The sequence below is a fragment of the Butyricicoccus sp. AM32-19 genome, from assembly GCF_003480365.1.
In the GTDB taxonomy this organism is placed as follows: domain Bacteria; phylum Bacillota; class Clostridia; order Oscillospirales; family Butyricicoccaceae; genus Agathobaculum; species Agathobaculum butyriciproducens.
The window spans coordinates 18,832-38,781 of record NZ_QUIX01000014.1 but is presented as its reverse complement, the minus strand read 5'-3'; the positions used below and the strand labels follow the sequence as shown (position 1 = coordinate 38,781).

Genomic DNA, 19,950 nt, shown 5'->3' with positions numbered 1-19,950 from the left:
GACAAGGAGGATCATTCTTATGAAAATCGCATTTGACGTTGACGTTCTTGCCAAGCAGATGTCCATCAACGATTATGTTCACAAGGTAGCTGACTGGGGCTACAAGTACATCGAGCAGTCCCCGCATCCGCGCATTAACCCGTTCTACAAGCACCCGCTGTTCTCCAAGGAGTGCCAGCAGGAGTACAAGCAGGCTCTCAAGGAGACCGGTGTAGAGATTTCCTCTTTCATCGTTGTTTACCGCTGGTCCGGTCCGACCGAGGAGCAGCGCCAGCACGCAGTTGCAAACTGGAAGCGCATGATCGAAATCGCGGTTGACATGGGTGTACCGGTCATCAATACCGAGTTCTCCGGCGACCCGAACCAGCAGGAGATCTGCAACGGCATGTTCTTCAAGTCTATGGAGGAGCTTCTCCCGATTATCGAGCGTGAGGGCATCCGCGTAGAGTGCCAGTCTCATCCGTATGACTTCGTAGAGCTGAACGACGAGGCCTGCGACATCGTTAAGTCCTTCCGTTCCAAGAACCTGGGCTACGTTTACTCCGCATCCCACGGCTTCTTCTACGATCAGGGCAAGGGCGACGTTCGCCACATGCTGAAGTACGCCGGCGATGAGCTGACCCACGTTCTTCTGGCTGACACCTGGAACCAGACCAAGGACTGCCGCTACATCGTAAATCCGCCCTGGCTGAACCAGCGCGGCCGTGCTGACTACACCATCCATCAGCACACCGCTATGGGTGAAGGCGAGGTTGATTTCGACGGCATCTTCGAGACCCTGCGTGAGATGGACTTCGCAAACAAGCAGCTGAAGCCGGACGCACCGAAGGTTGGCGGCGACAATATCATCTGCGTATCCTACTTCGGCTTCCCGGAGAAGATGGATCAGCAGGCTCCAGAGGCACTCGACCGCATTAAGCACGAGCTGCTGTAAAGAATACTTCCTGAATACACAAAAGGACTTGAGTTTTCACTCAAGTCCTTTTTGCATACTGTCACAAAACGTCATTTCAGCCGACAAGCGGAATGGAACGCACGCTGCCGCGCAAATTGATTGGCTTTGCGCCATATGCACTTATCGGCAGATAAAAACGGACAAACCGCTTTGGTTTGTCCGTTATATTTTTATTCTCCGCAGCCGGGACAGTCGGAACAGTCACCGCACTCGGTGCCTTCCGCGGCCTTGCGGTCCTCGTAGGCGCGCAGCGTGCCTTCGGTCATGTGGCTGAGAGCCGCCAGCCGCTCGTTTACCATATCCCACAGGCACATCGGCAAATGGTCGCGGTGTCCGCGGTGGATAGTCACGCACTCGAAGCAGTTGCCGTGATGGCGGCACGCCTCCTTACACGGGCAGTGGTCACCTGATTCGCGCACCTGACGCAGAAATTCCAGCTTGATCTTGAGCGCTTCTTCCTTCTTGCCCTCGCGGTCAAGGTCGTTCTGCAGGATGGCCAGCTCGTTTCCGTCTATTTTCATAAGTATCGCTCCTCTATATATTGCACTGTATTGCATTTCCATCATAGCAGAGTTTTGACAGTTTCGTCAAAGCAACTTTATCCAAAACCGTGTTTTCGTGCAGTTATACAGATTTTCAACACTCATTTTATCTATTTTGCCATTGACAAAAAAGGACAAAATAAAGCCCTCATTCACAGACACATGAACGAGGGCTTTTACTTCCAAATCTCCATAGATCCTCTTTTCCCGACAGGATATTTCCCATCGCATTTGGATTGGTATTCGGTTGTTTTTTCGGCATCTTTCGATCTTACGTTCGCGGAACCGCCCGGCTAAGGTTCGTTTACTGCACAAACTACATAATCCGTTTGGTTGCCTTTCCTACATTCGGGAACTCTATTTCCAGTGGGTGATGCGTCACTGCTCGGCGGAAGATGTGATACAGCCTGCCTTGTCGAACCGGATTTTACTCGGACTTTGATATTATCTCGTTCCGATACGGTATGTCTATGCTGCAGATACTCATCAGTATGCCCATCGGCGGGTGCAGCATCCGGCAGGTATCGTAAGATACTTCGTTTTGTTCGCCGGCGCATCAAATATCAGGGTTCTGTCATGTATGAACCTTACTTTCCTGCTGCCTCGATCCGCTTGACTGTCTTAGTATGCCATGTACGGATAGTTAAATTCACGAGGATAGCTTCCCCAAAGTTACCGTTGTTGTTACCTTTGCTTAGAAGCCGATCGCGCTTTTCAGGCGGTTCAAATTGTGGAATTGGAACTCGCTCATTTTTTCAGCTATCACCTTGATCGTTTCGGTCACAGCGCCGCGGCGAGTCCCGCGAACTGGTAAGATGCCTCTTCTGATACCATTGGACTCACCTCTTTCGTGGGTATCAAACCGGATTGACATCCTTCAGATTAGATGAAGGTTTGCGCCTTTTGGAGTAAAACCCCTGTTTTACTTTGCCTTTGGTGTTTGCCTTTATCTTTTCTGTGTCATTATAATATCATCAATATTGCACAACGTCAAGCGTTTTTTACGACTTTTTAGACTGCATATTGCACAACAAAAAGCCGTTCATTTCGGTGATTTGGCTCTTTTCTCCAAGTGTGGAATTTGGTATAATAAAAGTGTTAGGGCTTGCGAAGCGAGCGGAATCTGCGCTGACGCCGCGCGGGCGCGGCACGGGTATGTCGCGCAACTCGCTGGTCTGGATATAACGGATGACACCTCCGAGTTACAATTATCAGTAATCTTTACCGTAGGGTGCAACGTCCTCGGCACACCGTTACTTTCTGAACTGCACCATCTGCATCGCAGGGGCGGTCATTGGCCGTCCATGCAACGTGAGGACATTACTTAAGGCAACACCGCAAAATTTATTTGCAAACCACTCTTGTTCAATTATGTGGTATTGTCTTAACTCCCACTTGGTAGGAGCTCTTCACTCTAATTTCTAATCACTAACTACTAATCCCAAAAGGAGGCTATTGCAGTGGAAAACTTTAGCTTTTATATGCCGACACGCTTATTTTTCGGTGCCGGATCGGTCAAGCGTCTGGCCAAGGTACGTCTGCCGCAGGGCACGGGTCTGATCATCACCGGCGGCACCTCCACCACCAAACTGGGTTATGTGGCCAAGGTGGCGGATACGCTGGCGGAAGCCGGTCACCCGACCATGGTATACAACAAGGTACAGCCGAACCCGACGATCGAGGGTGTGCGCGAGTGCGCTGCGCTCTGCCGTGAGCAGAACATTGCATTTGTTGTCGGTCTCGGCGGCGGCTCGTCCATCGACACGGCCAAGGCGGTTGCCATTATGGCGACCAACGACGGCGACTGGTGGGACTACATTCACGGCGGCACGGGCGGCGGCAAGCGCATGGTCAATGCCGGACTGCCGATTGTTGCCATTCCGACGACCGCAGGCACGGGCACGGAGGCTGACCCGTTCACAGTTATCACCAACGGTGAGGAAAAGATCGGCGGCGGCGGTGAGAAATGCTTCCCGACCATTTCGATCGTCGATCCGGACTTTATGATGACCGTTCCGCCGCATCTGACGGCATACCAGGGCTTTGACGCATTCTTCCATGCGGCCGAAGGCTATCTGGCTAAGACTGCAAGCCCGATGAGCGACATGTTCGCGCTGCAGGCAATTACGCTGATTGGCAAATCGCTGGCAACGGCTGTTAAGAACGGCGGCAACGCCGATGCACGCGCGGATGTGGCACTGGCAAACACGCTGGCAGGTTTTGTCGAAACGCTGTCGAGCTGCAGCGGCGAGCACGCCATCGAGCATGCGCTGAGCGCATTCCATCCCGATCTGCCGCACGGCGCGGGTCTGATCATGCTGTCCAAGGCATACTGGAGCCGCTTCAAGGACACCTCGGCTGACCGCCTGCAGGCCATTGCACACGCACTCGGACGTGCGGACGGCGATTTTCTCGCTGCGCTGGCTGAGCTGCAGCAGGCGTGCGGCGTGGACAAGCTGCGCCTGTCCGACTACGGTGTAAAGCCGGAGGATGCAGGCGAACTCGCTGACAACGCAGCAAGCACCATGGGCGCTCTGTTCCGTGTCGATCCGCGCACGCTGTCCCGCGAGGAGATTATGGACATCATCACCGAAAGCATTTAAGCGAATACGCTGAGAGCGGACCGATTGGTCCGCTCTTTTTTCGATAACGGCAGTTGCTAACACATTTTCGCGCGATAGCGCTGACTTTTTGACTTTGGGAGGGAGAAAGTTTCAACCAACGGGCGGAACTTTCGGACGACTTTGTGTCGTTTGCGTTACATCTGTGTTACACTGCTTGTATTGCCGCCAGATCATGCTATAATAGTCACAGAGTATGATATACGTCATACATCTATTAGCTTGCGGCTCTGCCGCAGACAAGGAGGTACACTCTATGAAATTTCAACAGGTAATGGCATTTTTCCTCACCGGTGCAACGGCACTCTCCATAAGCACCACCGCGCTCGCTGCCGACCTTCCGGATAACGTTGATACCACCGTATCCGCCACACAGACCGCCGATGAGCAGGAAAACAACCTTTACACCAGGAACGACAAGGACCTGACCAATGCCGAGTTCGAGCAGAAATACGAGCTGCCGGAGAACTCGTGGTTCACGCCCGCAGTCCGCTATGTGATTGAGGACAACATCATGTTGCCGGCGGGTCATATCGACGGTAAAGAATATTTCCCGTGGTTCAATCCGGCGGAAAACCGCTGCACGGTTGCCGAAGCGATTTACAACAGTGCAAAGCTCGTTGACCCGGAACTAACTGCATCCTATGCGGGCATGGCTGTTAAGGAAGCGCCCGATTACGCCGAAATCCCCGAGCTTTACCGTGATGGCGCTTCGTTCTGCTTTGAATCCGGCATTATGACCGGCGACAGTCAGCACTACCTGCGTCCCTATGACTCCATCTCCCGTCAGGAGTTCGCGGCAGTGCTGCAGCGCTACATCGCGCTGCTCGAAAAGGCCGGAAAGATTACGGTTTCGACTGATACGAGTGTGAATACCGCGTTTACCGATGCTTCTTCGATCGCTCCGTGGGCGAAGGATGCCGTTGCGTTCTGTCAGACCAGCAAACTGATGAACGGCGACAATCACGGCGCATTCAATCCCAAGGGACAGATTAAGTCGGTTGAGCTGGCACAGGTGCTGTACAACCTGTCTCAGCAGATCAAATAATGTGCAAAACCACCTGTTATCACTGATAACAGGTGGTTTTTCTATGTCTTTGGGACATCAATTTCACGTCACAGTTTTCAGTCAAAACGCGAATTGTAAAAATACGTTTTATCTGCTATAGTGCAGATACCGAGAGACAGCTTCCGCGAAAGAGGTGACGGCTCTATGAAAAAACGCATTGCATTCCTGCTGATCGTTCCGCTGCTGTGCGTACTGGCTGCAAGTCTAAACATCAGCTATATGCCGGCCGGCGGCCTGCTTTTTGTCAGCAGCACGCCGGACGATGAACTCACTGTCTGGCAGAAAACCATGCCTGACGGCACCAAAATCGCCGTTTACGACAGCGAAACCTCCATCGTATACGCCAAATACCGCGGTTTGACGTACACCATCACCGAAATTCAGAAGCCTGCGGATGGGCATTGGCTGCCGGAGTCCATTAAGGTCTACCGCGGTTCGTACACCTCTCCCGACAACACATAAGAGAACAGCCTCAGAGCGTGATTTTTGCACGCCTCTGAGGCTGTTTTATTTCATTCCATGATGGAAAATTCAATTTCTTCGACGGTATAACCGTCCTCGATGATAGTCGGTGCGCGGAACAGGTCATCCTCGAGCGTATGCGGCAAATGCGCCAGACACAGGTGCAGCACGCTGCCGCCGCCCTCTCTCTGCGTGAGCAGCAGCCGTCCGCCGTGCGCCTGCGCGATTTGATTGACGAGCGGCAGGCCAAGACCAAGCGGTGTGCCGCCGCGCACGAGCGCCCGGTAATCGTCCATCGAGGTGGTGCGCCGCCAGCCGGAAAGCAGGTCATCGAACTTCGCCGGATCCAGTCCCGGACCGGTATCGGCAACCGCAATCGTCACAAAATCCCGCGTATCGGTCAGCGAAACCGTGATTTCGCCGTCCTCCGGTGTTACGCGCAGCGCGTTTGTCAGCAGGTTATAGATTGCCGTACGCACCAGTCTCGCGTCAATGAGCGCGTCTGCGTGCTCCGGCACCTGTACGATGAATTTTGCACTGCCCGCAGGCGCATGCGTCTCAGCCTGCTGTACAGCATCGCGGCAGAGCGCTGACAGGTCGCAGCGCCGCAGAGAAAGCTGCTCGGTCAGCAGAGGGTCGTGCAGTAAATCCGAGTGCGTCAGCAGCCGATACAGCCGCATGCACTGCCGCCGCAGCCCGTCTGCCAGTGCAGGATCCTCCACCTGCTCGGCCTCGGCCATCAAAGCACCCAGATAACGCGAGCTTTTGTCCTGAATGACCCGCAGGCTGCCGTCATAGGCGGCACGGTCGCGCCGCAGATACGCCAGCAGTGCACCGCCGCGGTGCGGGATCATTTCGACCGTGTAGACCGTTCCGTCGATGTCCTCCTCTGCGGTGCAGGCAGACTGTGTATTTATGCACCGGAGCAGTATATTCCGCGTGCTGCCGCTCAGGAACGGATCCAGCTCCTCCATCGGGTGCAGACCGGAAAGCTGCTGTGCCGCGTCGCTGCACCGCTCAATACGCAGCGTATCGCTCACTGCGAACAGCGCCGCATGCCGCAGCTCGGTGCGCAGCAGCAGCTCACGGACTGCGTTGCCGTCCAGCTGCGAAAAAAATGCGTCTTCCATCATTATCCTCCCAAAACACCGTGTAATTTTACCTTTGTACTGTGGGAAAGCTGCTGTCATTCTCGATCGTGTTTTCCTGCGTCCGGTATATGCTGCGCGGTATTTGGCATACTAATCTCTGTCTTCGCGGATGTGAAAAAACAGCACGGCGCGCGCTGTGCTTTTCTCATCCCGAAAATCGGGGGATTATACAAACCGAATCCCCATATTTTGTACGATGTGTTTATTATACCACTGCCGCTACTGTCATTGCAAAGAAAATTATACAAAAATACCGGGCAGAATGACAAGAAAATCACAAATATTACACCTTGCGGCAAACTGCGCATTTAGTGTATAATAATAACATCAACAGAGAACTTCATCAAAACATTTAGGAGGAACACTGTAAAATGGGTATCAAAGTAGGTATCAATGGCTTTGGCCGTATCGGCCGTATGGTTTTCCGCGCTGGTCTGAAGAACCCGAACATTGAGTTCGTAGCGGTAAACGATCCGTTCATGACTCCGGACTACATGGCATACATGCTCAAGTATGACACCATGCACGGTCGTTACGACGGCACCATCGAGTATGATGACAACTCCATCACCGTTGATGGCAAGAAGGTTCAGTTCTTTGCAGAGATGGACCCGAAGAACATTCCGTGGGGCAAGGTTGGCGCTGACTACGTTGTAGAGTCTACCGGCGTATTCCTGACCAAGGAGAAGGCACAGGCTCACATCGATGGCGGTGCTAAGAAGGTTATCATGTCTGCTCCGTCCAAGGACGACACCCCGATGTTCGTAATGGGCGTTAACCAGAACACTTACACCAAGGATATGACCTTCGTATCCAACGCATCCTGCACCACCAACTGCCTGGCTCCGATCGCTAAGGTACTGGACGAGGCATTCGGCATCACCGAGGGCCTGATGACCACCGTACACTCTGCAACCGGCACTCAGAAGGTTGTTGACGGCCCGTCCAAGAAGGACTGGCGCGGCGGCCGTGCTGCTTGCGGCAACATCATCCCGTCCACCACTGGCGCTGCAAAGGCTGTAGGCAAGGTTTACCCGAAGCTGAACGGCAAGCTGACCGGTATCTCCATGCGTGTACCGACCCTGGACGTTTCCGTTGTTGACCTGACTGCTAACCTGGCTAAGCCGGCTACCAAGGAAGACATCTGCGCTGCTATGAAGGCTGCTTCCGAGAAGCCGCTGTCTGAGGGCGGCCTGAAGGGCGTTCTGGGCTACACCGAGGATGCTGTTGTATCTTCTGACTTCCTGGGCGACGAGCGCACCTCCATTTTCGACGCTAACGCTGGCGTTTACCTGACCGACACCTTCGTAAAGGTTGTTTCCTGGTACGACAACGAGTGGGGCTACTCCAACAAGCTGCTGATGCTCATCGAGCACATGGCAGAGGTTGACAACAAGTAATTGCTGCCCACTGGCGTATAAAATGTTTTCAAAAAGCTCTTGTTCTTCGGAACAAGAGCTTTTTTCTTTCTCTCCGGCTTGACGGCACAGGCATATCATGCTATACTTAGTTCAAATTTAGACTATCTATTTTTGAAGCAGGTGATATACATGAATCCCTATATGGAATTTACGCACAAGACCGATCTGGCATACAGCGCAATGTGCCGACCGCTGTGCCGCGAACTCAAGCTGACACAGACGGCGTTTGACATCCTGCTGTTCCTTGCCAACAACCCCGGCCATGACACCGCCAGCGACATCGTGGAGCTGCGCCGGATCAAGGCGAACCTCGTATCAGTCAACGTCAACCGGCTGGTCGAAGAGGGCTATCTGCGCCGCGAGAGCATCCCCGGCGACCGCCGCAAGACCCGTCTGATATGTACCGACAAGGCGCTTCCCATCATCGACCGCGGCCGCGCATTGCAGGCGCAGTTCATCGACCGTCTGCTCTCCGGCATGAGTGATGAACAGCGGCAGGCGTTTGGCGATGCCGTCGGTGTCATCGACCGCAATCTCGACCAGCTCTTGCAGGAGGTGCGCTGATATGACGATGCTTTTCACCGTGCTCGTCACGTTTTTCGCCGGCATGGGCGCTGGCCTCGGCACCGGCTTCGCGGGCATGAGCGCCGCCGCCGTTATCAGCCCCATTCTCATCACCTTTCTGCACATGGACCCGTATATGGCGGTCGGCATCGCGCTCTCGTCTGACGTACTGGCGAGCGCCGTTTCGGCCTATACCTACGGCAAAAACAAAAATCTGGATGTCAAAAACGGCCTGCTGATAATGCTCAGCGTGCTTGTATTCACCGTGGTCGGCAGCTATATCGCCAGCCTGCTCCCCTCGCGAACGATGGGCAGCTTCTCGGTGTTTATGACGTTCCTGCTCGGCGTAAAATTCATCGTCCGTCCGGTCATGACCACCAAAGAGGCGATGATGAACGTGTCCGCGCGCAAACGAGCTGTGCAGTCCATTGTCTGCGGCGTGCTGATCGGGTTTATCTGCGGCTTCATCGGCGCGGGCGGCGGCATGATGATGCTGCTCATCCTGACCTCGGTGCTCGGCTACGAGCTGAAAACCGCCGTCGGCACCAGCGTGTTCATTATGACGTTCACAGCGCTCACAGGCGCGGCCTCGCACTTCGCCATTGGCGGAATGCCTGACCCGCTGATCTGGGCTCTGTGCGTGATCTTCACGCTCGTGTGGGCACGCATCGCTGCCGTGTTCGCCAATAAGGCCAGCCCGAAAACGCTCAACCGCGCCACCGGCGTGATTCTTGTCGTGCTCGGCCTTGCTGTTATGTTATTCTCCAAAATCGCATAAACAAACCCCTTTCCGCTCTGTCGGAAAGGGGTTTTTCAGTTGAAAATTGAGAATATGGATATTTTTTTGCCTGAACACAAATTGGTGCTGGAACATGATGGGTACTATTATCACAGCAGTATGGCGGCCAGAGAGAGGGCAGAACGGAAAGACCGCGCCCTGCGAGATGCGGGATATCAGGTGCTTCGGATCTGTGACAGCCGGGAGCTGGCTGAGCCGGTTGTATTGCAGAAGACGAAAATTCTGTATCGGTTTGATGAGCAGGACAGGCATCTTGACCAAATGATCGCCTCTGTATTTTGCTATCTTGATTTACAGCCGCTCGATTTTCATCACCGGCGGGATCAATATGCAATTAATCAAATGTATTTTCATGAGCGAAAGAAACGCACTCTGGCGGTAGAATATCCTGCAATCGCGTTGGAGTGGAGCACCCGCAACGCCGACAAGCCTGATACTGTATTCAGCGGTTCACCTCGAAAAGTTTGGTGGCACTGTCCAAAATGTCAGCAGGAGTATCGAGCAACGATCGCTAATAGGACCAAGCGCCGTTCCAACTGTCCGTTCTGTGCCAATCTTCAGGCGTATGAGAAAAACTGCCTGGCAGTGCTCCGGCCGGAAATTGCCGCGGAGTGGCATTCTGCGTTAAATTCCCCTCTGACACCTTATGATGTAGTGCCCGGCTCTGAAAAAAAGTATACTGGATCTGTTCGGAAGGACATGTTTGGAAAGCAGCCATCTGTTCCCGCACCAATTCTCGAAAAAGCAGATGCCCCATCTGTCATCCGAGAACTGGGACGCGATGCGGCTTGGTGAGGCCGTCGGAGCCTGCGCTTATTTGAATCTGGCACTCCACAAAGAATTTGCCGCTTTGGCCCAGTGAGATAGCAGGGCAATCCAATAAGAAATTTGGGTGGAAATGTGAAAAGGCCATGAGTGGCAATGCGAGAAGGGACATGTCTGACAGAGTTCCATCAGCAAGCGGATTCGCGGGGATGGCTGTCCATATTGTTCCGGTCGGCGTCCAAGCAGAGCGTATTGTCTGCAAGCCTGCTACCCTGCCCTTGCTCCTATCCATACAGAGAAATTGAACATTCAATAAAGAACGTGCGTTCTTTTTAGTGCAAATCATGCTGCATTTTCGTATTTTCCTCAGAATCAATCCATATACTATGTTATTTTATGCGCTCGCTTCTCAACGGCAGTTCTCCCTCAAATCTGCGGCTGCACCTGCAGGAACTCCTCTGTTCCCTGTTCTCCGGTTTGCATTTTTGCCGGTTTCGTGGTATATTTTAATATATGCCGTATGACTTTGTAATCGGTCATGCGCGTCAATCTGCGAACACATCATACAAAGGTAGGGAGCAAAGATGAACGGACCTACATTACAAGTGTAGATGCTCGGGCAGTTTACCCTTCGATACGGCGACCGCACCATTTCCGACAGCGACGACCGTTCCCGCCGGGTATGGTCACTGTTGGCCTATATGATATATAACCACGGCCGCTCGTTCGCCCAGGAGGAGCTGATCCATCTATACTGGAGCAACGGCGAAAAAAGCGCGGATCCCGGAAATGCGCTCAAATCAATCTTCCACCGCATTCGTATCGCGCTGGACAAACTGCAGCCGGGACTTGGCCGCCTGCTCATCCGCCGCAAAGCAGGACGATACTTCTGGAACAACGTTATACCGCTTTCCCTCGATATTGAGGACTTCGAGGCGCATTTTCATGCCGCCGAAGCCGCCGGAGATGACGATGTCCGTCTGGCAGAGTATCAGGCTGCACTGGCACTGTATGCCGGCGATCCGCTGCCGCGCATGACCGATGAAATCTGGACCATTCCAATCGTGGCCTACTATCACAGCCTGTACACCCGTACGGCAGCCGGGGCGATCGAACTGCTTGAAAAGCAGGAACGCACCGCCGAAGCCGTTGCGCTGTGCCATCAGGCGATTCATATTGAGCCGTATCAGGAGGACCTGTATGAGCACCTCATGCGTGGTCTGCTCCGCACCGGCGATATGAAGGGCACTATGTCGGTCTACGAGGAAATGAGCGAGCTGCTGTTTGCGCATTTCGGCGTTATGCCGTCCGAGACGCTGCGCACGCTGTATCGTCAGGCAACACGCACCGTAAACGACCGCACACTGACCATGGACGAGGTTTGCTCTCAGCTTGCGGAGCCTGCGCCGCACGGCGGCGCCATGGTATGCGAATACGACTTTTTCAAGATTCTGTACCGTTCCGAAGCCCGTTCGATCGCACGAAACGGCCATTCAGCGAATATCTGCCTGCTGTCGGTCTCCGGCAAGGACGGCGAAATGCTTGCACGCCGCAGTCTGGACCCCGCAATGAACAATCTGCAAGTGCTTGTCCAGAACAATCTGCGCCGCGGCGATGTGATCGCTCGATGCAGCATTTCGCAGTATATCATCCTGCTGCCGCAGGCGAATTACGAAAACAGCCGCATGGTCGCCGACCGACTGGTAAGCGCGTTTTACCGTCGGTATCCGCACTCGCCCGCACGGCTCCGCTATACGGTGCAGCCGCTGACGTAATCGGACTTTCAAAACAACTGCGTGCCGTCTATCCCGCGCACAATAAAGGAGATAAACATGGGTAAACAAAGCTGGAAGCCCGGCAACATGCTCAATCCCGTTCCGGCGGTGATGGTCAGCGTTGCCGATGAAGCGCACCGTCCCAACATCATCACGGTAGCGTGGGCCGGTACGATCTGCACCAACCCGCCGATGGTGTCGATTTCGGTCCGTCCGTCACGGTATTCTTACGATATTATCGAGAAAACCGGTGAATTTGTCATCAATCTCACCACCGAAAAGCTGGCGCGCGCGTGCGACTACTGCGGCGTTGTCAGCGGCCGTGATGTAGACAAATTTGCGAAAACCGGTCTGACGCCCATGCCGGTCGAGCATGTCAGCGCACCCGCTATCGCGGAAAGTCCGGTCAACATCGCCTGCCGCGTGACCGAGAGCCGCGCACTCGGCAGCCATACCATGTTCATCGCCGAGGTGGTCGGCGTGACGGTTGATGATACATATCTGGACGAAAACGACCGGTTTCATATCAACGATGCAAACCTGATTATGTACTCCCACGGCGAGTATTTTGCGCTCGGCAAATATCTCGGCAAGTTCGGATACAGCGTGCAGAAGAAGAAAAAGAGGAAGAAGTAAGGCGTTTTCAACTGCATACTATTGGCTGAAATATTAAATCGAAATTTGACAAAGGAGTGTGATTATATGGGTAAAGCGATTTTGGCAGCAATCGTTACATTGATTGTTGGTTATTTAGGTACGGTCGTAGGAGTTGAACTTTTAGGTAATTGGTATGAGTTTGGATTGCTCATTGCTATTGCAGTAATGGGTGCTTTTATCATCTACTTCAATGACAAGAAGTAAGACGACTTCCAGTTTTCCGCACCATGCAACCCAAACAGCGCAAAACCGGCATCTTTCGATGCCGGTTCTTTTCATTTCATTTCTTTATCAAATCGCTGTTCAGCCCAGCATTCTGCCGCGCAGCAGAATCGTGTGAATGTTCAGCTCCTCATCCAGCAGGAGCACATTCGCCAGCTTGCCCGGCTCGAGCGAGCCGTAATCGTGCTCAACGCCGATAGCGCACGCCGGATTGGTGGACGCGGAACGAATCGCCTGACCGAGCGGAACACCCATTTTAACAGCCGAGCGCACGCAGTCCATCAAATTGGTTGCGGAACCCGCAATCGTGCCGTCGTGCAGGGTGGCAAGGTTGCCGCGCACGGTAACCGCCTGTCCGCCGAGCGAATACTCGCCGTCATCCAGTCCGGTCGCCATCATGCTGTCCGAGATCAGGATAACACGGTTCTCAAACAGCCGGAAGGTCGCGCGAACGACCGACGGATGCACATGCACGCCGTCCGCGATGAGTTCAACCGCCACGTTATCGTTGTCAAAGGCTGCACCGATCACACCCGGTGCCCGATGAGAAAACGGCGGCATGGCGTTGTACAGGTGGGTCACCTGCCGCGCTCCATGCTTGAAGGCTTCGCAGGCGGTGTCGTAATCCGCTGTCGTGTGCGCAATCGAGATACGCACCTCGCCCGCCAGCTCGTCAATGGTCTCCATCGAACCGGGCAGCTCGGGTGCCAGATCGCACAGCTTGAACAGACCGCCGGCTTTTTCCTGCACCCGGCGGAACATGGCCGCGTCCGGCGCATGCAGATAAGCGCCGTTCTGCGCACCCTTTTTCGCCTCGGAAATGAACGGGCCTTCCATGTTGATGCCCACAAGCGCCGCGTCATTACTCTCCGCCTGATAGGTTGCGGCGGCTTCGGCAATCTGTGTCAGCTTGTCCTCCGGATAGGTCATAGTCGCCGGACAGATGGCGGCCACGCCGATCTGTGCCTGATACTTTGCCAGTGTGGAGATAGCCTCATGCGTGCCGTCGCAGAAATCGCGGCCCATGCAGCCGTGAAAATGCAGATCGACCAGTCCGGGCACGGCGTACAGACCGCCCATATCCACCGCATCCGCGCTCACCTCTGCGGATGCAATCCGGTCGCCCGAGATGGACAGTCCGCCGGTTTTGAACGTGCCGTCCGGCTGATATACCCTCAAATTGCTAAATTCCATAACTTCTCTTCCTTTTTAGAGCAAATCGCCGCACTTAGACAGTGCTGCCTCGTCCGCTACGATGGAAACATCTGTGTGCAGCTGCAGGATGGATGCCGGAACCTGAGGCGTTACCGGGCCGAAGAACGCTTTGCGGACGGTCTCTGCCTTGTTTTCGCCCGAAACCACCAGCACGATGCGCCGTGCCAGCATGATGGTCTGCACGCCCATGGTATACGCCTGCCGCGGCACATCATCCGCCGACGCGAAAAAGCGTTTGTTTGCCTCGATGGTGGACTCGGTCAGATTTACACAGTGCGTACCCTTGGAGAAATACTCGTCCGGCTCGTTGAAGCCAATGTGTCCGTTCAGGCCCATGCCGAGCAGCTGCAGGTCAATGCCGCCCGCCGCCTTAATGGCTGCATCGTAGCGCTTGCACTCCCGCTCGGCGTCAAGCTGCGCGCCGTCCGGCAGATTAATGCGCTCTGCCGGCACATTCACCGCGTCGAAGAAGTTTTTGTGCATGAAATAGTGGTAGCTCTGGTCGTGATCGGGTGTCAGGCCGCGATATTCGTCCAGATTGAAGGTCGTGCAGCCGCCGAAGTCCACATCGCCCTTGTTATACCATTTAATCAGCTGCTCGTAAATGCCGATCGGTGACGAACCGGTTGCCAGACCGAGTACGGAATCCGGTTTGAGAATAACCTGTGCCGAAATGATGTTGGCTGCCTTGCGGCTCATGTCGTTATAATCCTTAGCGCGAATGATTTTCATGGAATACCTCTTTCTTCTGTCTCCGGAAATAGAAAGGGCAGGCAATGTGCCCGCCCTTTCCATTGCGCGGAGCGCAATCGTGATATGCAAACAAGATAGGTTAGTTAGATTGGTTGCGATTTCTTAACCATTCGGTGTTCCCACGCGGCTGTATTTCCAAACCGTGTGCGAGCACTTCAGGCTGCGTTGAATTGCTTTCAGTGTTACTTCAGCATCTTTGCCATTTCGTCGGCTACGAACTGGACCTTGGTGCCAATGATAACCTGAACCGCGGTCTGCGACGGACGCATTACGCCAGCCACGCCTGCAGCCTTGATCTTTTTCTCGTCGACGAGCGTGCCGTCCTTGACTTCCAGACGCAGACGGGTAATGCAGTTATCCAGAGATTCTACATTTTCCTTGCCGCCCAGACCTTCGAGGACTGCAGCTGCAATAGCGGTGAAGTCGTTATTTGCCAGCTTGGCATTCTTGTCAACCTCTGCGAAGTCGGCTTCTTCATCCTCACGGCCCGGGGTCTTGAGGTTGAACTTGGTGATCGCAAAGTAGAATACCAGATAGAATACAACGAATGCTGCGATACCCAGCGGGATGATCATCAGCGTGTTGTTCGCTGCCGGCAGGAAGGACGAGAATACGAGGTCGGTCGCGCCTGCGGAGAAGCAGAAGCCTGCACGGAAGCCGACATAGTAGGTGATAATGGCGAAAATGCCGTACAGAGCAGCATAAACAACATACAGCGGGAAGCACAGGAACATGAAGCCGAACTCAAACGGCTCGGTAACGCCGCAGATGAATGCACAGATGGCAGCGGACAGGACCAGACCGATAGCAGCCTTTTTGTTCTTGGCCGCCTTGATCATCGCGAGAGCCGCACCGGCAACACCGAACATCATGCAGGGGAAGAAGCCGGACATATACATGCCGAGGCTCCAGCCAATGACATTGCCGGTGATGCCGACATCGCCGGTCTGAAAGCCGGCCCAGTAGTTCTGCAGGTCTCCGAGGCCGATGGTGTCAAACCAGAATACATTGTTCAGCGCGTGGTGCAGGCCGGTCGGGATGAGCAGACGGTTAAGGAATGCATAGATGCCGGCGCCGATACCGTCCATGCCGATGATGCCTTCGCCAACAGCTACCAGAGCGCTGAAGATGACAGGCCATACGAACAGCAGGACAACGGATACCGCGATGGAAACCAGACCGGTTACGATGGCAACGCAGCGCTTGCCGCTGAAGAATGCCAGCCAGTCCGGGAGCTTCGCGTTTTTGAAGCGGTTATAGCAGCTTGCGCCGATGATACCGGCGATGATAGCGATAAATACGTTCTGGATCTTGTCAAATGCCAGCGTTTTTACCGGATCATCCGCGATTGCGGGCATCAGCGTGGTAACAACGCCGGTGCTCAGCAGGTTGGTCATCATCAGCCAGGATACCAGACCGGCCAGTGCCGAGGTACCCTCGCGGTCGTCGGATAGTCCGACTGCAACACCGATGACAAACAGCCATGCCATATTGTCAATCAGCGCGCCGCCTGCCTTTATCAACAGGAAGCCAATGTTATACAGTGCACCGCTCGTGGCCGCACCCGGCACGCCCATAACGCCCGGAGCGATCGCGTAGCCGAGACCCATCAGGATACCGCAGATCGGCAGCGCAGCTACCGGCAGCATCAAAGCCTTGCCCAGCTTTTGCAGTTTTTTCATCATAAGAGTTTCCCCTCCTTATTTTGTGGACCGCCGAAGCGGCCGATTGTGTTGACGGATGGGAGAGCCGAACTCCGTTTCCGTCCCCCTATTTCATCGCCGTTCACACCCAGCGAAATGAAATCCTTACAAATTACTCTCGAGGAACGCCTGCATTGCAGCTGCAGCGGTCTCCTCGTCCTCACCCTCGATGGTAAGCTTTACGGTATCGCCGCCCTTAACGCCGAGTCCCATCACGCCCATGATGCGCTTGGCATCGACTTCCTTTTTCGGGCTGGCGATCATGATTTTCGAGGCAAACTTGCCTGCCTCCTTGACCAGCAGTCCGGCCGGTCGAGCGTGGATACCCAGTGCATCCGTAATCGTATATTCAATGGTCTTCATCTCAGAATTACTTCCTTTCCGTTACTTGGTTTCCAGGTGCAGCAGTACGTCGCCTGCAGAAACCGTTTCTCCTGCCACGGATTTTACGTCCTTGAACGTATCCGGATTGCAGATTAAAACCGGCGTTACGATCTTGTAGCCTTCGGCCTTGATGGCCTCCGGGTCAAATTCGATCAGCGTGTCGCCCTTCCTGACCTGATCACCGGCCTTGCAGCAGGCCTTGTAATGCCTGCCCTCCAGCTGTACGGTGTCGATGCCAACGTGGATGAGCAGCTCTGCACCGCCCGCCGTGGTCAGCGATACCGCGTGACCGGTCTCAAACATCACATCCACCGTGCCGTCCGCCGGAGCAACAATGCGTCCTTCGGTCGGCTCGATTGCAATGCCCGGACCGAGAATGCCCTGTGCGAACGTGGGATCGGGTACGTCCTCCAGTGCTACCACCTTGCCGGCAACCGGCGCCGTTATCTCGATGCCGCTGTCGCCGCCAAACAGATTTTTCAGTTTACCAAACATTTAGCTCACAACCTTTTTGATTCGGCAATACCGCATGGTTGAACACGAGTGATTTGCGCGTAAATTGTGCGGTGTTGCCTTAAGTATGCCTGTTTTGTCCGAAAACATACAGAAAATAAAAAGAACCAAACTTCTGCACAGATACAACTTGCCCTTTGATGGCAATTCCTGCGAGAAATCTGGTTTTGCCCGCCGAAGCGGTAACAATCCATTTCAAACGGATACTGTTTACTTGTTAATTGCAGTATAACAAACTTTTCTCACCTTGGCAAGAGCAACCTGTCGAATTAGTTGCCAAATTTTCGCGTTGTTTTTCTGCACTTTGCACAAAAAACAAGTCCGCACTGCTTGTGCAGTACGGACTCCGTGATTACTTTTTATCATCAATGTGCTCCATCACACGGGCGATGTGAATGGTGAGATACAGCAGCTCATTCTGTCCGGAGTGGAAATTTTTCTCCCTCTGGACGTACACGCGAATCTTGTCCGCACAGGCATACGCCTTCGGGTACTTGAACCGCACCACATCGAGCAGATCGCTGTCCTCATCGCCGTAGCCTTCTCCGCTGACGATACGCCGTGCGTAGAACTTGAGGTGCGTGACAAACCGGTAGTAATTGAGCGATTCATCATCCGGACGGAAACCGTATTCATCGTAAACGATGCGGAAAACCGCCTGCAGCAGATAGGTCATGTCGTAAATATCGCGGATTTCACCACCGAGCTGTGCATTGACAAAGTGCAGCGCGATAAACGCTGCCTCATCATCCGTGAACTCCACGCCGGTCTCCTCCTTGACGATCTCATTCGCCTTGAGACCCACGCGGAATTCGTCCTTGTACAGCTGCCGGATGTCCCACAGCAGCGGATTGGGCAGTACAATGCCCTCCTTATAGCGGTTGACGGCCGCCGAGATATGATCGGGCAGCGTAACGTAAATGCTGTCCGACAGCTCCTTGCCGAGCGCGATCTTCGCATGGTTGATAATGCGTTCGCTCATCAGGAAATGCGGCAGCGGAATGCTTGTTATCAGCTGCTGGAACCGGTCGAAAAGCTGATCCGAGTGCAGCGTGAACCGCTTTTCCACCTTGTCCGGCGGTGCTTCGTCACCTGCGCGGCGGCCGAAGCCCAGACCGCGCCCCATAAGCACAGTCTCCGCACCGTTTTCATCCAGCGCGACCACAACATTGTTGTTAAGTACCTTTTCTATTTTCACGTCCGCGCCTCCTGACCCGCACCGCAGCACGCATCAAACGCTTCACGCGCCGCACGGACTGCATTTTCGTCGCACTGCCACAAACTGAATTCGCTCAGTCCGGGCAGCCCCATCGGCACATTTTCGCGCCGGAACTGCATTCTGCTGTTTTCCACCCGCTTTGCGGAAAGATGGAAGGCATTCGCGCCTGTTTTCGGCTGCAAATCGCGGATAACATCGGCGTTTACGCCTGCACCGACCAGAATCTGCACGTCCTCTCCTGCTTTTGCAACCAGCGCGCGCAGTAAATCCGCGCCTGCGGTGCAGTCCGCCTGCTGCCCTGAGGTCAAAATGGTATCCACACCCAGCCGCTTTGCGGTTTCCAGTGCCGCAAACGGATCGCGGCAGACATCGAACGCACGGTGCAGCGTCACACCGCAGCCGCCTGCAAGCGCGATCAGCTTTTCCATGCGCGCCTCGTCAAGATCGCCCTCGGGTGTGAGCACGCCGATGACAATGCCGTCCGCGCCGAGCGCGGCAAAGCGCTTCACCTGACGGCAGAGCAGCTCAAATTCGCTTTCCGTATACAAAAAATCGCCGCAGCGCGGACGCAGCAGCACACGAACCGGTACGGAAACCCGTTCCCGCACCATGCGGAACAGATCCTCATCCGGCGAAGTACCGCCGATCATTAAATTTGCGCATAACTCCAGCCGCATAGCACCGCCGCGCTCCGCGCTTACCGCAGACTCGACCGAGTGGGCACAAACCTCCAGAACCGGTTTCATTTCCTGCTCCTCCTTCGAGACAAAATAACGCTTGGCAAATTATGTGATTCAATCCACACTGTTATCCGTTAATTATATCACCGAAAACCGCATAGGTCAACGCAGGTTTTTACAGCATTCTGCACAATAAAAATCAGATGTTTTCATATAAAATAAACCACCTCCCCGCTTCGTATGCAGAGAGGTGATTTGCAGTATTTTCCGCATAATGGCGGCTGATCTCGACCATGCCGCGGATACCGTCGATCGGTGTACGGACATCATAGCGCTGACAGATATTTGCGTCCATATTCCCAAAAAATTCTCCGCGCTTTTGGCTGTTTCTTTTCTTCGGCTGAGCTGTCTTGTCAGTTTGTATAAAAATGCAAGCAAGTTTTGCACAAATCGGATAGTTTGCAGGAATTCGAGCATACT

General features: G+C 54.1%; 21 protein-coding genes and 1 pseudogene. 12 read left to right on the top strand and 10 right to left on the bottom strand.

All coding sequences use genetic code 11. From position 1 onward, the window contains the following. Nucleotides 1–19 precede the first annotated feature (19 nt). Complete coding sequence (locus DW806_RS11275; RefSeq protein ID WP_118286227.1) at nucleotides 20–934, top strand: sugar phosphate isomerase/epimerase family protein; 915 nt, start codon at nucleotides 20–22, stop codon at nucleotides 932–934. A gap of 191 nt (nucleotides 935–1,125) precedes the next feature. Here the strand turns inward: DW806_RS11275 and DW806_RS11270 are convergent, their stop codons facing one another. Further along, nucleotides 1,126–1,476: an LPS biosynthesis protein gene (locus tag DW806_RS11270; protein ID WP_181967716.1), complete on the bottom strand. Its 351-nt coding sequence runs from the start codon at nucleotides 1,474–1,476 to the stop codon at nucleotides 1,126–1,128. A 1,481-nt stretch (nucleotides 1,477–2,957) separates the two neighbouring features. On the opposite strand from DW806_RS11270, the gene DW806_RS11265 reads away from it, so the two are divergent. The 3 genes from DW806_RS11265 to DW806_RS11255 all read left to right on the top strand — a co-directional run bounded on the left by DW806_RS11265 (nucleotide 2,958) and on the right by DW806_RS11255 (nucleotide 5,649). Beyond that, nucleotides 2,958–4,100, top strand: a complete 1,143-nt coding sequence (locus DW806_RS11265) for an iron-containing alcohol dehydrogenase (RefSeq protein WP_243022720.1) — start codon at nucleotides 2,958–2,960, stop codon at nucleotides 4,098–4,100. A 274-nt stretch (nucleotides 4,101–4,374) separates the two neighbouring features. Next, entirely contained in the window at nucleotides 4,375–5,166 is a 792-nt protein-coding gene (locus tag DW806_RS11260; protein ID WP_158578361.1) for an S-layer homology domain-containing protein, read from the top strand. 165 nt (nucleotides 5,167–5,331) lie between these two features. Continuing rightward, nucleotides 5,332–5,649 (top strand): hypothetical protein, encoded by a 318-nt coding sequence (locus DW806_RS11255; protein WP_118730016.1) that lies wholly within the window; start codon nucleotides 5,332–5,334, stop codon nucleotides 5,647–5,649. 50 nt (nucleotides 5,650–5,699) lie between these two features. Here the strand turns inward: DW806_RS11255 and DW806_RS11250 are convergent, their stop codons facing one another. Beyond that, nucleotides 5,700–6,779, bottom strand: coding sequence for a sensor histidine kinase (locus DW806_RS11250; protein WP_158578360.1), 1,080 nt, complete (start codon nucleotides 6,777–6,779; stop codon nucleotides 5,700–5,702). Nucleotides 6,780–7,171: 392 nt separating this feature from the next. On the opposite strand from DW806_RS11250, the gene gap reads away from it, so the two are divergent. The 8 genes and pseudogenes from gap to DW806_RS11215 all read left to right on the top strand — a co-directional run bounded on the left by gap (nucleotide 7,172) and on the right by DW806_RS11215 (nucleotide 12,985). Further along, nucleotides 7,172–8,200 carry a type I glyceraldehyde-3-phosphate dehydrogenase gene (gene gap, locus DW806_RS11245; RefSeq protein WP_110435898.1) on the top strand — a complete coding sequence of 343 codons (1,029 nt, stop codon included), beginning with the start codon at nucleotides 7,172–7,174 and terminating at the stop codon, nucleotides 8,198–8,200. 150 nt (nucleotides 8,201–8,350) lie between these two features. Further along, nucleotides 8,351–8,785: a MarR family winged helix-turn-helix transcriptional regulator gene (locus DW806_RS11240; protein WP_118480639.1), complete on the top strand. Its 435-nt coding sequence runs from the start codon at nucleotides 8,351–8,353 to the stop codon at nucleotides 8,783–8,785. A 1-nt stretch (nucleotide 8,786) separates the two neighbouring features. Next, nucleotides 8,787–9,563, top strand: coding sequence for a sulfite exporter TauE/SafE family protein (locus tag DW806_RS11235; protein ID WP_118480637.1), 777 nt, complete (start codon nucleotides 8,787–8,789; stop codon nucleotides 9,561–9,563). 54 nt (nucleotides 9,564–9,617) lie between these two features. Further along, nucleotides 9,618–10,127, top strand: a pseudogene (locus DW806_RS11230) (zinc-ribbon domain-containing protein); the annotation flags it as partial. Nucleotides 10,128–10,267: 140 nt separating this feature from the next. Continuing rightward, the gene (locus DW806_RS16105; RefSeq protein WP_442861152.1) at nucleotides 10,268–10,405 is read left to right on the top strand and encodes a zinc-ribbon domain-containing protein; all 138 of its coding nucleotides are present in this window, start codon (nucleotides 10,268–10,270) and stop codon (nucleotides 10,403–10,405) included. A 555-nt stretch (nucleotides 10,406–10,960) separates the two neighbouring features. Next, nucleotides 10,961–12,124 (top strand): AfsR/SARP family transcriptional regulator, encoded by a 1,164-nt coding sequence (locus tag DW806_RS11225; protein ID WP_118480633.1) that lies wholly within the window; start codon nucleotides 10,961–10,963, stop codon nucleotides 12,122–12,124. 57 nt (nucleotides 12,125–12,181) lie between these two features. Then, the gene (locus DW806_RS11220; RefSeq protein WP_118730013.1) at nucleotides 12,182–12,760 is read left to right on the top strand and encodes a flavin reductase family protein; all 579 of its coding nucleotides are present in this window, start codon (nucleotides 12,182–12,184) and stop codon (nucleotides 12,758–12,760) included. Nucleotides 12,761–12,826: 66 nt separating this feature from the next. Beyond that, entirely contained in the window at nucleotides 12,827–12,985 is a 159-nt protein-coding gene (locus DW806_RS11215) for a binding-protein-dependent transport permease (protein WP_117490033.1), read from the top strand. 99 nt (nucleotides 12,986–13,084) lie between these two features. On the opposite strand, the gene nagA is transcribed toward DW806_RS11215, so the two are convergent. From nagA to DW806_RS15240, 8 genes are all read right to left on the bottom strand, one after another. Further along, a complete protein-coding gene (gene nagA, locus DW806_RS11210) occupies nucleotides 13,085–14,197 on the bottom strand; it encodes an N-acetylglucosamine-6-phosphate deacetylase (RefSeq protein ID WP_118564378.1) in 1,113 nt (370 codons plus the stop codon). A gap of 15 nt (nucleotides 14,198–14,212) precedes the next feature. Continuing rightward, a complete protein-coding gene (gene nagB / locus DW806_RS11205) occupies nucleotides 14,213–14,950 on the bottom strand; it encodes a glucosamine-6-phosphate deaminase (protein ID WP_118730012.1) in 738 nt (245 codons plus the stop codon). Between the two features lie 203 nt (nucleotides 14,951–15,153). Further along, complete coding sequence (locus DW806_RS11200; RefSeq protein WP_118730011.1) at nucleotides 15,154–16,656, bottom strand: PTS transporter subunit EIIC; 1,503 nt, start codon at nucleotides 16,654–16,656, stop codon at nucleotides 15,154–15,156. 123 nt (nucleotides 16,657–16,779) lie between these two features. Continuing rightward, nucleotides 16,780–17,037, bottom strand: a complete 258-nt coding sequence (locus DW806_RS11195; protein WP_118730010.1) for an HPr family phosphocarrier protein — start codon at nucleotides 17,035–17,037, stop codon at nucleotides 16,780–16,782. Nucleotides 17,038–17,058: 21 nt separating this feature from the next. After that, the gene (locus DW806_RS11190) at nucleotides 17,059–17,553 is read right to left on the bottom strand and encodes a PTS sugar transporter subunit IIA (protein WP_118730009.1); all 495 of its coding nucleotides are present in this window, start codon (nucleotides 17,551–17,553) and stop codon (nucleotides 17,059–17,061) included. A 370-nt stretch (nucleotides 17,554–17,923) separates the two neighbouring features. Beyond that, a complete protein-coding gene (gene licT, locus DW806_RS11185) occupies nucleotides 17,924–18,769 on the bottom strand; it encodes a BglG family transcription antiterminator LicT (protein ID WP_118730008.1) in 846 nt (281 codons plus the stop codon). Continuing rightward, nucleotides 18,766–19,536, bottom strand: a complete 771-nt coding sequence (locus DW806_RS11180) for a copper homeostasis protein CutC (protein ID WP_118730007.1) — start codon at nucleotides 19,534–19,536, stop codon at nucleotides 18,766–18,768. The genes licT and DW806_RS11180 overlap by 4 nt, the downstream gene beginning before the upstream one ends. Before the next feature lie 133 nt (nucleotides 19,537–19,669). After that, nucleotides 19,670–19,825: a hypothetical protein gene (locus DW806_RS15240; protein WP_158578359.1), complete on the bottom strand. Its 156-nt coding sequence runs from the start codon at nucleotides 19,823–19,825 to the stop codon at nucleotides 19,670–19,672. Between the last annotated feature and the right edge of the window lie 125 nt (nucleotides 19,826–19,950).